Annotated in this window: 15 protein-coding genes, 1 tRNA gene and 1 riboswitch; of the genes, 5 read left to right on the top strand and 11 right to left on the bottom strand. The window is 62.6% G+C overall.

What is annotated here, in order from left to right:
* Positions 1 to 104: 104 nt before the first annotated feature.
* The 3 genes from EBBID32_RS21875 to EBBID32_RS21865 all read right to left on the bottom strand — a co-directional run bounded on the left by EBBID32_RS21875 (position 105) and on the right by EBBID32_RS21865 (position 2,804).
* Positions 105 to 911: an undecaprenyl-diphosphate phosphatase gene (locus EBBID32_RS21875; protein ID WP_006967356.1), complete on the bottom strand. Its 807-nt coding sequence runs from the start codon at positions 909 to 911 to the stop codon at positions 105 to 107.
* A gap of 154 nt (positions 912 to 1,065) precedes the next feature.
* Positions 1,066 to 1,992: a complex I NDUFA9 subunit family protein gene (locus EBBID32_RS21870; protein ID WP_037492467.1), complete on the bottom strand. Its 927-nt coding sequence runs from the start codon at positions 1,990 to 1,992 to the stop codon at positions 1,066 to 1,068.
* Between the two features lie 233 nt (positions 1,993 to 2,225).
* Positions 2,226 to 2,804 (bottom strand): TMEM165/GDT1 family protein, encoded by a 579-nt coding sequence (locus EBBID32_RS21865; protein ID WP_037492466.1) that lies wholly within the window; start codon positions 2,802 to 2,804, stop codon positions 2,226 to 2,228.
* 14 nt (positions 2,805 to 2,818) lie between these two features.
* Positions 2,819 to 3,011, bottom strand: a riboswitch (yybP-ykoY riboswitch).
* A gap of 33 nt (positions 3,012 to 3,044) precedes the next feature.
* Here EBBID32_RS21865 and EBBID32_RS21860 point away from each other — a divergent pair.
* Positions 3,045 to 3,458, top strand: coding sequence for a DUF1801 domain-containing protein (locus EBBID32_RS21860; RefSeq protein ID WP_006967349.1), 414 nt, complete (start codon positions 3,045 to 3,047; stop codon positions 3,456 to 3,458).
* 9 nt (positions 3,459 to 3,467) lie between these two features.
* On the opposite strand, the gene EBBID32_RS21855 is transcribed toward EBBID32_RS21860, so the two are convergent.
* The 4 genes from EBBID32_RS21855 to yajC form a co-directional block, all read right to left on the bottom strand.
* Complete coding sequence (locus EBBID32_RS21855; protein ID WP_081628158.1) at positions 3,468 to 3,809, bottom strand: Mth938-like domain-containing protein; 342 nt, start codon at positions 3,807 to 3,809, stop codon at positions 3,468 to 3,470.
* 56 nt (positions 3,810 to 3,865) lie between these two features.
* Positions 3,866 to 4,849 carry a protein translocase subunit SecF gene (gene secF, locus EBBID32_RS21850; protein WP_006967346.1) on the bottom strand — a complete coding sequence of 328 codons (984 nt, stop codon included), beginning with the start codon at positions 4,847 to 4,849 and terminating at the stop codon, positions 3,866 to 3,868.
* 118 nt (positions 4,850 to 4,967) lie between these two features.
* Positions 4,968 to 6,566 carry a protein translocase subunit SecD gene (gene secD, locus EBBID32_RS21845; protein ID WP_006967345.1) on the bottom strand — a complete coding sequence of 533 codons (1,599 nt, stop codon included), beginning with the start codon at positions 6,564 to 6,566 and terminating at the stop codon, positions 4,968 to 4,970.
* 7 nt (positions 6,567 to 6,573) lie between these two features.
* A complete protein-coding gene (gene yajC / locus EBBID32_RS21840) occupies positions 6,574 to 6,909 on the bottom strand; it encodes a preprotein translocase subunit YajC (protein WP_006967344.1) in 336 nt (111 codons plus the stop codon).
* 200 nt (positions 6,910 to 7,109) lie between these two features.
* On the opposite strand from yajC, the gene EBBID32_RS21835 reads away from it, so the two are divergent.
* A tRNA-Pro gene (locus EBBID32_RS21835) sits at positions 7,110 to 7,186 on the top strand.
* 236 nt (positions 7,187 to 7,422) lie between these two features.
* On the opposite strand, the gene EBBID32_RS21830 is transcribed toward EBBID32_RS21835, so the two are convergent.
* The 3 genes from EBBID32_RS21830 to EBBID32_RS21820 form a co-directional block, all read right to left on the bottom strand.
* Entirely contained in the window at positions 7,423 to 7,905 is a 483-nt protein-coding gene (locus EBBID32_RS21830) for a PilZ domain-containing protein (RefSeq protein WP_231382283.1), read from the bottom strand.
* Between the two features lie 196 nt (positions 7,906 to 8,101).
* On the bottom strand, positions 8,102 to 9,229 hold the full coding sequence (locus EBBID32_RS21825; RefSeq protein WP_037492444.1) for a glycosyltransferase: 1,128 nt from the start codon (positions 9,227 to 9,229) through the stop codon (positions 8,102 to 8,104).
* 7 nt (positions 9,230 to 9,236) lie between these two features.
* The gene (locus EBBID32_RS21820; protein WP_006967340.1) at positions 9,237 to 10,022 is read right to left on the bottom strand and encodes a sulfite exporter TauE/SafE family protein; all 786 of its coding nucleotides are present in this window, start codon (positions 10,020 to 10,022) and stop codon (positions 9,237 to 9,239) included.
* Positions 10,023 to 10,277: 255 nt separating this feature from the next.
* Here EBBID32_RS21820 and EBBID32_RS21815 point away from each other — a divergent pair, with 255 nt between their 5' ends.
* The 3 genes from EBBID32_RS21815 (at position 10,278) to EBBID32_RS21805 (ending at position 12,154) form a co-directional block, all read left to right on the top strand.
* Positions 10,278 to 10,784, top strand: a complete 507-nt coding sequence (locus EBBID32_RS21815) for a hypothetical protein (protein WP_231382282.1) — start codon at positions 10,278 to 10,280, stop codon at positions 10,782 to 10,784.
* Positions 10,785 to 10,895: 111 nt separating this feature from the next.
* A complete protein-coding gene (locus tag EBBID32_RS21810) occupies positions 10,896 to 11,162 on the top strand; it encodes a spike base protein, RCAP_Rcc01079 family (protein WP_006967338.1) in 267 nt (88 codons plus the stop codon).
* On the top strand, positions 11,162 to 12,154 hold the full coding sequence (locus EBBID32_RS21805) for a hypothetical protein (protein ID WP_006967336.1): 993 nt from the start codon (positions 11,162 to 11,164) through the stop codon (positions 12,152 to 12,154). The genes EBBID32_RS21810 and EBBID32_RS21805 overlap by 1 nt, the downstream gene beginning before the upstream one ends.
* A 33-nt stretch (positions 12,155 to 12,187) precedes the next feature.
* Here EBBID32_RS21805 and EBBID32_RS21800 read toward each other — a convergent pair whose 3' ends face one another.
* Positions 12,188 to 13,444: an IS701 family transposase gene (locus tag EBBID32_RS21800; protein ID WP_006967335.1), complete on the bottom strand. Its 1,257-nt coding sequence runs from the start codon at positions 13,442 to 13,444 to the stop codon at positions 12,188 to 12,190.
* Between the last annotated feature and the right edge of the window lie 87 nt (positions 13,445 to 13,531).

The following is a 13,531-nucleotide window of genomic DNA, read 5'->3' as shown; positions in this document are numbered from 1 at the left end:
GATTCTGCCATATAGGACAGTATATCTGACTAATTAATCGCCCTTATGGTGCCTAGTTGCGAAACAATCGCAAAAACTGGCCGTATAAATAGACCGTTTCGGCCCTATCTCGTCCCCAGCCACACCAGAGCCGCGATTCCCGCCACGATTCGATACCAGGCGAAGGGCGCGAATCCATGTTTCGACACCAGTCCGACGAACCAGCGGATCACCAGCAGCGCGACGATGAAGGACACCACAAAGCCGAGCGCGATACTGTCCCACCCGACCGCCGCACTGGTGATCTGATCGCCCTTCTTGATCAGTTCCAGCGCGGTCGCACCCAGCATGGTGGGAATAGCAAGGAAGAAGCTGAACTCGGCCGCCGTGCGTCGCTCCACGCCCAGCATCAGCGCGCCCATGATCGTCGCGCCCGACCGGCTGACACCGGGGATCATGGAAATACACTGGACAAGGCCGATGCCCAGCACCCGCATGGCGGGAATATCGGCGATGCCGTGGAAACGCTGTTCCTTGACCGCCCGCTCGATCAGCAGAATCGCCACCCCGCCGACGATCAGCGCCCAGGCGACAACTTGCGGTGCGCCCAGCAAAATCTCGATATAGTCGTGGAGCGCGAGGCCGATAATAGCTGAAGGGATGAAGGCGATCAGCAGATTGCGCAGGAATCGCCAGCTTACCGGCTCGCGCCGCAACAGCCCCATGCCGACCGCCCAGAAGGTGCGCCAGTAAAGCACGACGACCGCCAGGATCGCGCCCAGCTGAATAACGACATTGAACATCGCCCAGGTTGACGCATCATAGCCCAGCAATTCGCTGGCCAGAATGAGATGCCCGGTCGAGGACACCGGCAGAAACTCGGTCAGCCCTTCGACAATACCCAGCAGGATGACGGTCAGATAATGATCCATATGCAGGCAGGCTCCTGTTCAGTCCTTCCCCGGCAAGGGGAGGTGGCAGGGCGAAGCCCTGACGGAGGAGTGTCGCCTTATCGATGGGCTGACACCCCTCCACCATCAGCTACACCGACGGTCCCCCTCCCCTTGCAGGGGAGGATCATTCCATTCAGGCGCTCGCGCGTCCGGCGAAGCGGCCATGCCGCCGATAGCGCACCATCCACTTGTCCGCGACCCCGGCCATCGGCGTGGCGACGACACCCAGCGCGTCCAGCCCCTTGGCTCCCGGCGCCACGACATTGTCGCGCCCCAGCATCGCCAGCTGGTCGCTGGTGATCGGCCCGCCCGGCAGCATCGCCAGCAGTTTCGCCGCCGCATGCGGCACCTCCACCAGCGCCTTGTCCCGGCCGGTCGCCGTGGCGATCCACTGGTTGATATCCTTCATGCTCTGTACCTGCGGCCCACCCAGCTCATAGGTCTGGCCGCCATGGACGCCCGGCTGTTCGGCCGCATTGGCGATGGCCTGCGCGACGTCGGCGACATAGACCGGCTGAAACCTGGTTGCCGCGCCGATCACCGGTACTACCGGCAGCATAGCGATGATTTCGGCGAAGCGGTTGAGGAACTGATCCTCCGCGCCGAAGATGATCGACGGACGGATGATGGTAGCGGTTGGGAAAACGGCCTTGACCGCCGCTTCACCCGCCGCCTTGGACCGGCCATAGGCCGACGGGCTGTCGGCATCCGCGCCGATCGCCGACATATGCACCAGCGCGCCTACATCAGCCTCCGCCGCCGCCTTCGCGACATTGGCCGCGCCGCGATGGTGAAAGGCGTCGAAATCGCCCTTCAATATACCGACCAGATTGATGACCACATCGCTGCCCGCCACGGCGCGCGCGACGCTCGCAGGATTGCGGATGTCGGCGGCGATGAACTGCACCTGGCCAAGGCCACCCAGCGGCTTGACCCGCAGCGCAGTGGATGGATTACGCTGGGCGATCCGCACCCGTGCGCCGCGCGCCAGCAGCGCCTGCGCCACCTGGCGACCGACAAAGCCGCCGCCGCCGAATATCGTAACCAGATAGTCTTTCATCACCTGACCCACGTTCGTCTGAGAGGGAATATACCGCCCATTCCCTTGCCCCAGCCGCGCCGCGCTGACAACAGCTTAGAGACTGTTTGAAGATGCGCGAAAGAGCGCATTTTATAGTCCGCACCGACCTGCTCCTCCACCCGACCTCCCACAGTATATCCTAATTGGGCGGTCGGGTGGAGGAGCGGGCCGGTACGGTCCGAATGTGCGAAAGCATATTCACCAAAAGACTCTTACCCGATCCAGCCCGCCAGATCGGCGATCATCCACAGGCCCAGCAGCAGGAACAGCAACGCCGCGCCGACTTGCAACGCGCGCATCGGCACCTTCTTCGCCAGCGCTTCGCCGAACAGCACGGCGGGCACATTGGCGAGCATCATGCCCAGCGTCGTCCCCATCGTCACCGCGACCAGATTGTCGAAGCGCGCGCCCAGCGCGATCGTCGCCACCTGCGTCTTGTCGCCCATCTCGACCAGGAAGAAGGCGACCAATGTGGTCACGAACACGCCCGCCTTCGATGGCGCCTTCAGCGGCGCATCCTCGTCAATCTTGTCGGGCACCAAGGTCCAGGCGGCCATGGCGATGAAGCTCAGGGCCACGGCATAGCGGAACCAGTCCTGAGTCAGCACCCCCGCAATCGAGTGACCCAGCAGGGCGGCGAGGAAATGGTTGGCGATCGTCGCGACCAAAATCCCGAAGATGATCGGCACCGGTTTGCGAAAGCGGGTGGCCAGCAGCATCGCCAGCAATTGCGTCTTGTCCCCCATTTCAGCAAGGGCGACGAGCGCGGCGGAGGTAGAAAGGGCTTCCATCAGCAAATGTCCGGGGCCGGGCGGAAGTGATAGACGCAATGCCACCGTCGCTCGCCGCCCGGCCGGACAGAAAAGCGCCGATGCCATTGGTCTCGCCTTACGCAGAAATTCCGCGTCCCCCATGCCATGACCTCTCGGCCAAATATGTTGACATAAGGCCCGTTCCCTTGCGTCGGAACGGCTGGCTACTCCCCAGATGACGCGCTAGCCTCTACGCAAAGCGGGCAGGGATGGCAAGCCATGGGCAAGGACGGCAACAAGACGATCGAGACCGATAATGACGTGGCCACCTTCCTGGCCGCGGTCGAACCGCCCGAACGGCGTGAGGATGGAGAGCGGCTGGCCGCGCTGATGCAGGCCGTGTCGGGGCAGCCGCCACGGCTGTGGGGACCCTCGATCATCGGCTTTGGCAGCTATCATTATCGCTATGACAGCGGGCGCGAAGGTGACGCCACCCGCATCGCCTTTTCCCCGCGCAAGGCGGAACTGGTCCTTTATTTATCGGGCATATCGGACGAGGATTGCGTGCCGCTGGGCAAGCATAAGCGCGGCAAAGGCTGTCTTTATATCAAGCGATTGTCGGGCATCGACATGGGTGTGCTGGAGGCGCTGATCCAGCAGAGCTGGGACTATATGGCGGACAATCCCGCCTGAGCAGTCGGCTCAGAGCGGCAGCAGCGCCGCGACGATCCACCGTTCCTCGGCGCGTAACACGCCCCAGGCGCGGGCGGCCGCGCGGCTGTCCATCGCTTCGACGCCGATCCCCAGCGCCTCGACCGCGCGGACGAAGGTGCGGGGCGGCTGGCGCAATCCCGCGCCGGTGCCGAGCAGCAGAAATTCAGGGCGCGGATCGCCATCGAACAAATCGCCCAGCGCGCCCAGCGTCAGCGCGTCGATCGCTGGCGCGTCGTCCCACGCCATCGCCCGTAGCGGACTGAGCAGCAGCCCGGTCGGGAATACATCGTCCCGCACCCGAAAACCGCGCGCCTGGAATCCGGTGACGATCGGACCCTGGCCACTATCGTCGCGGCGCAGTTCGATGCCGATGCGCTTGTCGCGGCTCAGGGTTGCGCTCCGTCACGCGGGCCGACCCGTTCGGCCTGCGCAGCGATATTGGCCTTGCCCGCCTTCTTCTCCGACGACATCGGGGTGAGGCCGAGCGAGATCAGCAGCGAGGACGACACATAGACCGACGAGTACGTGCCCACGATAATGCCCAGCATCATCGCCGCGGTGAAGCCACGCAACACATGGCCGCCAAACAGCAGCAGCGCGCCCAGCGCCAGCATGATCGTCACCGACGTCATCACCGTGCGCGGCAGCGTTTCATTGACCGACAGGTCGATCAGCGCCTTCATGTCCATCTTGCGATATTTGCGCATGTTTTCGCGGATACGGTCGTCGATCACCATCTTGTCGTTGATCGAATAGCCCACGATCGTCAGCACGGCGGCGACGATATTGAGGTCGAACTCCAGCTGCGTCACCGCGAAAAAGCCCAGCGTCATCAGCACGTCATGGACGATCGCGACGAAGGTGGAGACGCCGAACTGCCATTCGTAGCGGAACCAGCTGAACACCGCGATGCCCAGGATCGCCAGCACGACGGCCAGCACGCCATTCTGGATCAGCTCACCCGACACCTTGCCCGACACCGTGTCATAGCGGGAGAAGGTGACGCCGGGGAATTGCGCGGTCATCGCGTTACGGGTTTTTTCCACCACGGCATTGGCCGCGCCAGCTCCGCCCTGTTCGGGCAAGGGCAGGCGAATCTGCACTGTCTTGGGATCGCCAAATTGCTGGAGCGAGCTTTCACCCACGCCCAGCGTGCCGATGGTCGCCCGGACCTTGTCGGTTTCCACATTCTGCGGAAATTTCGCCTCGATCATCAGGCCGCCGACAAAATCGACGCCCATGTTGAGACCCTTATAGGCCGTCGCGCCAACCGCCAGCACCGTCAGCAAGGCGGTGAGCGCGAACGCCCATTTCCGCATCACAACGAAGCCGATATTGGTATTGTCGGGGACGAGTTTGAGAAGTTTCATGGCAGGCTTCCTTCGTCATCCCGGAATTGATCCGGGATCCAGTGCCCGGAGCGCTGCGCGTGGCGCTCTGGATCCTGACTTTCGTCAGGATGACGGGCAGAGAGGGGGAGTGGCACGATCATATCGTGATGTCCGTCGGCCGGGTGCGGCGCACCCAGTTGGCAACGACCATGCGGGTGAAGGTGACGGCGGTGAACACGCTGGTCGCGATGCCGATCAGCAGCACGATGGCAAAGCCCTTGACCGGGCCGGAGCCGAGCGCGAGCATGATGCCGCCCGCAATGGCGTGGGTCACGTTCGCCTCGAAAATCGTGCGGCTCGCTTCCTTATAGCCATGTTCGATCGCCTGCACGACATTGCGTCCGCGCCGCCGTTCTTCGCGAATCCGCTCATAGATCAGCACGTTGGCGTCCACCGCTGTACCGATGGTCAGCACGAAGCCAGCGATACCGGGCAGCGTCAAGGTTGCGCCCAACATGCCCATCACGCCCAATATGACCGCCACGTTGATGGCGACCGCCAGATTGGCATACATGCCAAAGCGGCCATAGCTCACGAACATGAAGATCGCGACCGCGACCACCGCGATGATCGACGCGATCAGCCCCGCGCGGATCGAATCGGCACCCAGGCCCGGCCCGACGGTGCGTTCCTCCACCACGGTCAGCGCGACCGGCAGCTTGCCCGACCGCAACGCGATCGCCAGCTGATTGGCGCTTTCGACGGTGAAATTGCCGCTGATCTGCGCGCTGCCGCCCAGGATCGGTTCGTTGATGTTGGGGGCGGACAGCACCTTGCCGTCCAGGATGATGGCGAAGGGGCGGTTGACATTTTGCGACGTCACCTGCCCGAATTTGCGCCCGCCAGAGCCGTTGAAGCGGATATTGACTATCGCCTGATTGCTCTGGTCATAGCCCTGCGTCGCGTCGGTCAGATCCTCGCCCGACACCATCACCTGCCGCTTGACCGCGATCAGCGGCACGCCCGATGGATTGTCGGGATAGGGCAGCACTTCGCTGCCCACCGGCGCGCGACCCTGCGCCACTTCGGCGGGGTTGGCAGTGAAATCGACCAGCTTGAATTCCAGCTTGGCGGTCTGGCCCAGCAGATCCTTCAACGCCTTGGGGTCTTGCAGGCCCGGCACCTGCACGACGATGCGATTGTCGCCCTGCTGCTGGATCGTGGGTTCGCGCGTGCCCATTTCGTCAATGCGCTTGCGGATCACTTCAGTCGCGACTTCCATCGCGCTCTTGACCGCGTTGCTGATGCCCGCGCTGGTCGGGGTGATGACGATGGTGGAGCTGTTGACCACCTCGACATTGAAATCACGCTGGCCGGTCAGTGCCGCGCCCTGCGTCAGCTGGCGGATGCGCTCGACCGCGGCGTCCACCTGGGACGGTTCGCGCACCATGAAGCTCAGCTTCCCGTCGCGGCTGGAGATGTCGCCGATCGCGATGCGGGGATCAGCCCGGCGCAATTCGGTGCGAACCTGCTCCTCCATATTGGTCAGCCGCTGCTTGGCGACATCCTGCGTGCTGGCTTCCAGCAGCAAGTGGCTGCCGCCCGACAGGTCGAGGCCCAGATTCACGCGGGTCTGCATGAAACCGGGCAAGCGGGTGACGACCGAGTCCGGCAGAAAGCTGGGAACAGCGCACAGCACGCCGATTGCCAGCGGCAGGATGATTGCAAAGACCGCCCAGCGCGAAAAATTCAGCATCGTGGGATCAGTCGTTCGCTGGCTTGGCGGTGGTCGGGTCGATCACGTCGGTCAGGGTCGACTTGACCGCCTTCACCTTCATGCCCGGCGCGATTTCAAGCTCGGCGTAAATCTCGTCCACGCGCATCACCTTGCCCAACAGGCCGCCGCCGGTGATGACCTGGTCGCCCTTCTTCACCGCGTCGATCTTGGCCTTGTGCGCCTTCATCCGCTTTTGCTGCGGACGGATCAGCAGGAAATAGAATACCACGAAGATCAGGACCAGCGGGGCCATCTGCACCAATATGCCGCTGCCGGATGCTGGCCCGCCCGCAGTCTGGGCAAAGGCTGTCGATATGAACATGGGTGGGACTTTCCTGAAGCAGGTCGCGCCTTGGTTTCTGTCGGCCGCGGGACGAACGCAACGCCCACGGATCAAGCCGCGGCGGCTACCACAGATGCAGGCGGGGAGGCAATATGATTAGGGAAATGCACGCCTTGGCAAAAGCCCGCATCGAATCCCTTGCAACTTGCGCCATGTGCCTCTATTGGCCGCCCTCCGGTCGGGACGTAGCGCAGCCTGGTAGCGCATCACACTGGGGGTGTGGGGGTCGGAGGTTCGAATCCTCTCGTCCCGACCAAATTTTCGGAAGTAGGGGCCGTCCGGGTCGGACGCCCGAAAATCTCTCAAGCGCAAGCGCGGGAGGTGATATTCGGCGATGATGATGTTCGCGGGGCGGCGAAAGCTGCCCGCTCCCCTAAAAAGTCCGCCACCCAGAGCAGGCCACGATTTGCGCAGGCACGACGTACATCGTGCATATTTCCATTCCTGGCTGAAAATGTGCCACCAAATGCGGGGACTGAACGGCCTGTATCCCTAAATGAGGGAAATGGCCGCCACAATCAGCAGCCAAATGGTCAATGCCGCTCCAGCGACAATTGCCAATTTTTGGGGCGGACTGAGCCCGACGGCTTCTTCGGACAATGCCGAGCCGTCTTTTTCCACGATGTTCGCAGGGCCGGGCTTATAATTGAAATTTTCCTGGACGACGGAACTGTCGAAGCGGAGAATCGTGTCGAGCTCTGCCGGATTGAGCGGCTGAACGAAGATACAGCCAGCGGTCGCGCCTTCGACGCGGACGATCCGCACCGGTCGAATCCCTACCCCCGGCACGCCGATGGTCAGCGCCTGATCGGGCAGAATCTCGAAAGGCAATTGCATGCGAAAGCCGGTGAGCGAGATATCCTCGATCTGGACGTCGAACGGCGTATCGTCATCATCGCGCAAGGTAGAAGCGCGATCCAGCTGCATTCGCTGCGCGCCGCGATTATCGCTGTACAGGGTCGCTCGAACTGACATTGGCGGGCTCCATAGCCGGGGACCGCAATTTGGACGCATTGGCCTAAGAAATCGTAAAAGCCCATGAAAGATCAGGTGTTATCCGGCGCGATTGTCGGCAATGTCATGTCGGGCGCCGTCCGCGACCCATGGGTGCCCTGGGCATGTTGCCGGCTATCTATGGGGCAGCATGGCAAATGGCCCCGCCGATGGGAGACTATCCCCTCGACGGCTTTCCGCGCCGTGGCTGCAAATGGTCGAACAGCGCCATGTAATTATCGACCGCGCGATCCAGGGTGAAATCGGATGCGCGCGCCATGGCCGATGCACTGTCGAGCGGTGCATCAAGCGCCGCGCATATCGCCTTGGCCAAGGCATCACTGTCATCGACAGGGACGAGCCGTCCGAACTTGCCCCCTTCCAGCACTTCCATTGGGCCGCTGGGGCAATCGGTCGCAACGATATTGGCGCCGCAGGCAAGTGCTTCGATCAATACGGTCGGCAACCCTTCCCAACGCGACGACAATATGAAGGCGTCCGCAGCGCGCATCATCGCGAACGGATTGCGGCTGAACCCCGCCAGATCGACATGATCGCCCAAGTTCAGAGAGCTGAGTTGCGCCTCCAATTGCGGGCGCAGCGGGCCTTCGCCCAGAATGACCAGCCGGACCGGGCGATCGTCCAGCACCTGGCGCACGGCGCTGATCAGGACGTCGAAACCCTTTTGATGGTGCAGACGCCCACAGCCCAACAAGACGGGTATGTCTGCCCCGTCGGCCAACCAGCGATGTTCGGGGGCTTCGCCGGAAAGCGCCACCAGCCCGTCAGTGACGACCGGATTATGGATCACCTGATGATTATGCGCACGCCCGCGCGTGAAGGCCAGGACAGCAGCCTCGACACCCTGCGAAACGCTGACAATTCGCGCAATGCCGGGATAAACGAACCGCGCCAGGCGATAGGCCACCTTGACCGAGCGGTTGGTCAGCAGCGCGTAATTCTGCCCCATCTGGTTATGTTCGACTGCCACATGCGGGATGCCGGCCCGCGCGAGCCGGTTGGCCAGCGCGGCCGCGACATTAACATGGGTGAGATGGCTGACGAGAACATCCGGCCGCGCCGAACGAAGCCAGCGGGCGAGCGGACGAATGCTCGAAATCGAACGGCGATTGCCAAGGTCGACCAGTTCGATGGCGGGGTCGAGATCGTCGAGATAGGGACCTTCCCGCCGCGCGAGGATCAGCGTGACCCGTTCGCCCCGTGCCACCAGCCCGTTCATCAGCAGGACCGCCACACGCTCCGCGCCGCCGCCCGCCAGGTCTTGAAGAAATGTCGCGACGTGCATGAGCGATTTAACCCGCCAGCAGCTTTATGCCGACCAGCAACAACACCAACGCAAGCGCCGGCCGCACCAGGCGATCGGGCAGTTTGGACGACAGCAGCGATCCCGCGATGATACCCGGTATCGATCCGACCAGAAGCGAACCCAGCAGGGCGAAGTCGACATTGCCGATCCACAGATGGCCCAGCCCGGCCACGGCCGTCAGCGGCACGGCGTGGATGATATCGGTGCCCACAAGGCGCGCCGCTTTCATGCGCATCGGATAGAGCGCGATCAGCATGGTTGCCCCCAGGGCACCCGCGCCCACCGACGTCAGCGTGACAAGCACGCCCAGGATGAAGCCGGCAAGCACCGTCAATGGCCATTGCATACGCCGAATGCGCTGCGCGCGCTCAGGCTCCAAATCGCGCGCAAAATCGTGGATGCGCCGGCGCGAAAGCGTTGCGAGCGCCGTCAGGATCAGCAACACACCCAACGCGGAAAGGATAAGATCGCTCTGGAACGAACTGCGGGGCAGCTTGGACAATAAGGCGATGGTCAGGATGGACGCAGGCAGGCTGCCCATCAACAGGCGACGCACCACACTCCAGTCCGGCTTGCCAAAATGATGATGGACGGCACCACCGACGGTTTTGGTGATCGCAGCAAACCACAGGTCGGTCCCGACGGCTGTCGCCGGCACGACGCCTACCAGCAGGATGAGGATGGGTGCCATCAGCGACCCGCCGCCCACGCCGGTTATTCCAACGAGCAAGCCCACGAGCAGGCCAGCAAGGCTGTGCACCCAGTCGATCATCAATCCGCGTCCCCCTTGCCCGCTCAGTGACGGACGACTGGTCGGACATGCACGATTGGCTTGTGCTTGGGAAGGCGCAACTTGGCATTGACGCGCGCGGAAATGGTTCTCTCCCTGCTTCGACGACCGATCAATTTGGCCAATAGCCAATCGATACATGAATATGGCGCGGCGCGTCGGCACCTTGCCCAGCTAATTTGTGGTTTTCAACTAATTAACCCTAACGAGTGATTCGGGTTTAAGGGAGTCGAGCCTATGCCGTTTTCCGCATCACAAGGCGACGAAGGCACTGGCATGTTCCCCAATCCAAAATCCCTTATCCTGGCCACGCGCTACGCGCTTGGGCTGATGGCATTGGCTCTGTTGGTAGCTGGAGTCATGTTGGCAACGGATCGGGCCCATTTGTCGTCCTCCACCATATCCTGGCTCTCGCTCAGCATGGTTGCGGTCCTTTTCCCGACGCTACTCGTGGCGTTTCCCCACTCGCGTCGATCCGATCTGCTTGCGGCGATGCTGATCCTGGTCATCGTCGCTGGTGGCGCGCGGATCGCGACCGGGGATATCGCCGGACTGGGCGATATGTCCGCGATGATGATCCTGATCGTCGCGCTCTATCTGTCGTCGGGCATAGATATATTGCGTCAACGCGCGCGCCGCTTCCCTAACGAATTGTTCGAGGTCATCGCCATCGAGGAGCAACGGGCGCGCCGGCGCGGCGACACAGTCCGGCGACCGGTCCCGGCAGCGCCAGCCTGGAAATAAAATCAGTGTGAACCAAATAGGATATATTCGTTCGGAACATCTATCCTATTTGCTTTCCTACAGATCATGGTCCGGTATATGTGAGTCGCCTCTTTACGCAGGAGGCGCAAGATGACCGATCCCTATACCAGCTTCATCGATAATCCGATTGCATCGGCGCGGGCGCCCTATGCCGTCGTTCCCCATGACAGTGACGCATTGCCGGTCGTACCAAAGGCGCTGTACGTCGGCACCGGCGGCACGGTCGTGCTGCGGGGAGTCGACGGGGCGGCAGACGTCAGCTTCCTTCATGTCGCCGACGGGCAGGTCCTGGATGTCCGCGCCCGTTACGTCCGCGCCACGGGAACGACGGCGGCGAACATCGTGGCGCTGGCCTGATGGGGCGGCTGGGATATGGCTTTGGCCACGGCGCGCGCGGCCCGGTGACCGCGCGCCCCGCAGCGCTATGGCGCCTTGGCACCATCCGCGCCGGGGAAAGCGCCTATGGCATCGGCAATGTATCGACGTCGAATTCGGCGCGGACCAGCGGGCGCATAAAGGATATGCTGTCCAACGCGCACATGACCGCTCTGCGCTATGCCGATGCGGCATTCATCATCGGGTCCGACCAATCCGAAACCGCAGTCAGCCCGCAATTGATTCAACGGGCGCTGGAAATCGGCCCGGCGGTCGGGCGCGTAACCTGGTCGGGCAGCGATATCGGCGCGATTCCCGGCGGAGGGCTGATATGGTCGGACGATGTCTTACCCGGTGCGCTCGGCCTGTCCGAATTCCCGCCTGGTGCCACGGTGTGGCACCGATCCATGAAGGATAATCTGGTCGGTGACACCCGCGCCAACTTTCCAATGACCGGGCCTGGCACGCCTGAGGGTGAAGATCAAAGGGGTACGTCAACCAGCATCGACCGGTTGATGCAGACTGGCGTGCTTCCCGCCGATGGTGGAGCAAGGGCGCAAATCGATGGTGCGCCGGGCGTGCTGATCGGCCTTGCCACCGATCATGGTCCCACGGTGCTGGTCGGCGGCGACAGTCGCTTTTACGGCGTATCGGGCGATGCCGGCCCCGGTACAGGCACGGCAGGCGGGCCGCCGCGCATGGCGCTGGAACAGGCGGGCATTCCGCACGCGATGCAGGCACGGTCCGGATCCAAGATCCAGGATTTCGTCGCAAGCGGCTTTGCCCGACCGGCCTTACGTATTGGGATCATCGCCTATGTCAGCGATATATTGTGCAACTGGTCGGTCAACGACATGAGCAGTGGCCGCACCGCGAGCCAGATATTGGCGGACATCGCGGCTTTTGTCGCCAGGGCCAAGCACTACTTTGGCAGAAGTGTGGAATGCGTGACTGATAGGCTCTCACCGCAGTGAGGGCATTGGTTTGGCGGAGGTCGCGATATTCGGTCAATGATGGCTTGTCGGATGGCGGGCATGCTCGGTTGAGGCGGAGGTCCGGAGACTCTTTTTTTTCCGCCCCGCCTGCGCGAGCCTTCGTGTTTGCAGGAAGGCATAGGCCATCATTGTCATGAGAAGGTGGCGATGCAGCCCCGTCCATGATCGTCCTTCGAAATGGTCGAGGCCAAGTTCCTCCTTGAGTTGCTGGTGCGCCTGTTCGCAAATCCAGCGCGCCTTGATGGCGCCGGCGACGTCCTTGATCGCGGTGTCGGCGGGAAGGTTGGAGAGATAGTATTTTCGCTCGCCGTTCGAGCGATGCTCACCCACCAGCCAAGCCTCTTCGCCTGGCATATGCTGTGCGCCAGCAGCGCCGATCCGCTGTGGCGCGCCATCTGCAATACGCACACGCATGGCGGCAAAGCGAGCCGTCAGGCGGCCTTTGGTTCCTCGGCGCCAACTGACCTTCCGCCACTTCACCTCTTCAAGCATGGCATGGGCGGCTCGGGATTTGACATCTGGCACATGCCGAACCCGCGGACGCCCACGCCCCGCCACCGGAAAGATCAACTGCACGTCTGCGGGATAGACCTTCTGGTGCCGGGGAATACCAACGGCCCAGCGCAAGCCTCGTGCGCTGAGCGCCTGGCGGAATGGCGCTGACAGGCCATAGCCGGCGTCGGCCAGGATGCAGCCGAAGCGCACGCCGGCAGCAATGACGCGGTCGATCTCCTCGACGGCGATGTCGGGCTTCGTACGATAGGCCCGGAAATCTTCGGGCACGCCGGCCCTCTCCATCCGGGCCGTGTCGCTGGTCCAGCTTTCCGGCAGGTATAGCCGCAAACCCAGCATGACCGGCACCTCCCCCGAAGCCAGGGTCACCGACACGAGCGTTTGGCAGTTCGCGTTCTTGCCCAGTACCGTAGCATATTGGGGCGCGACCCCGACCGAGGCCTTGCCCTTCTTGGGAAGGGCTGTGTCGTCGATGATCAGCCAGGCCTTGTCGCCACCGACCAACTCATCCGCTTGCCGCCACAACGTCGCCTCCAGCGGCGCGCTGTCCCAGATCCCGGCACCGATGAAATGATGCAGCCGGTCATAGCTGAGCGCGTCTGCGCGGGCCGCCATGGGCTGGATGCTCTTGCGATCGCCCGGGCCAATCAAGCCGGCGATATAGGCCGGGCACATCCGCCGCCGCGTCTTGTTACCCAACTTCTGCAGATACGGCTCAAGCCAATGCTCGAGATCCCGCTGCCAATCCTCTTCCATCGCCAGCCTCCATCAAAGCTGGCTTCCTATGAATCACGCATCTCCCCTGCAGGGAATCCCAAAAATCACACTTCTGCCAAAGTAGTG

Origin of the sequence: Sphingobium indicum BiD32, from assembly GCF_000382885.1 — a bacterium.
GTDB lineage: Bacteria > Pseudomonadota > Alphaproteobacteria > Sphingomonadales > Sphingomonadaceae > Sphingobium > Sphingobium japonicum_C.
This window is presented reverse-complemented; position numbering and strand designations above follow the sequence as displayed.

What these genes read in the sequence shown, in the direction of transcription:
- EBBID32_RS21830 (WP_231382283.1), bottom strand. Translation starts at nt 7,905, where the DNA reads ATGTCAGTTCGAGCGACCCTGTACAGCGATAATCGCGGCGCGCAGCGA.
- EBBID32_RS21810 (WP_006967338.1), top strand. Translation starts at nt 10,896, where the DNA reads ATGACCGATCCCTATACCAGCTTCATCGATAATCCGATTGCATCGGCG.
- EBBID32_RS21870 (WP_037492467.1), bottom strand. Translation starts at nt 1,992, where the DNA reads ATGAAAGACTATCTGGTTACGATATTCGGCGGCGGCGGCTTTGTCGGT.
- EBBID32_RS21815 (WP_231382282.1), top strand. Translation starts at nt 10,278, where the DNA reads ATGCCGTTTTCCGCATCACAAGGCGACGAAGGCACTGGCATGTTCCCC.
- EBBID32_RS21865 (WP_037492466.1), bottom strand. Translation starts at nt 2,804, where the DNA reads ATGGAAGCCCTTTCTACCTCCGCCGCGCTCGTCGCCCTTGCTGAAATG.
- EBBID32_RS21820 (WP_006967340.1), bottom strand. Translation starts at nt 10,022, where the DNA reads ATGATCGACTGGGTGCACAGCCTTGCTGGCCTGCTCGTGGGCTTGCTC.
- EBBID32_RS21860 (WP_006967349.1), top strand. Translation starts at nt 3,045, where the DNA reads ATGGGCAAGGACGGCAACAAGACGATCGAGACCGATAATGACGTGGCC.
- secD (WP_006967345.1), bottom strand. Translation starts at nt 6,566, where the DNA reads ATGCTGAATTTTTCGCGCTGGGCGGTCTTTGCAATCATCCTGCCGCTG.
- EBBID32_RS21825 (WP_037492444.1), bottom strand. Translation starts at nt 9,229, where the DNA reads ATGCACGTCGCGACATTTCTTCAAGACCTGGCGGGCGGCGGCGCGGAG.
- EBBID32_RS21800 (WP_006967335.1), bottom strand. Translation starts at nt 13,444, where the DNA reads ATGGAAGAGGATTGGCAGCGGGATCTCGAGCATTGGCTTGAGCCGTAT.
- yajC (WP_006967344.1), bottom strand. Translation starts at nt 6,909, where the DNA reads ATGTTCATATCGACAGCCTTTGCCCAGACTGCGGGCGGGCCAGCATCC.
- EBBID32_RS21875 (WP_006967356.1), bottom strand. Translation starts at nt 911, where the DNA reads ATGGATCATTATCTGACCGTCATCCTGCTGGGTATTGTCGAAGGGCTG.
- EBBID32_RS21805 (WP_006967336.1), top strand. Translation starts at nt 11,162, where the DNA reads ATGGGGCGGCTGGGATATGGCTTTGGCCACGGCGCGCGCGGCCCGGTG.
- secF (WP_006967346.1), bottom strand. Translation starts at nt 4,849, where the DNA reads ATGAAACTTCTCAAACTCGTCCCCGACAATACCAATATCGGCTTCGTT.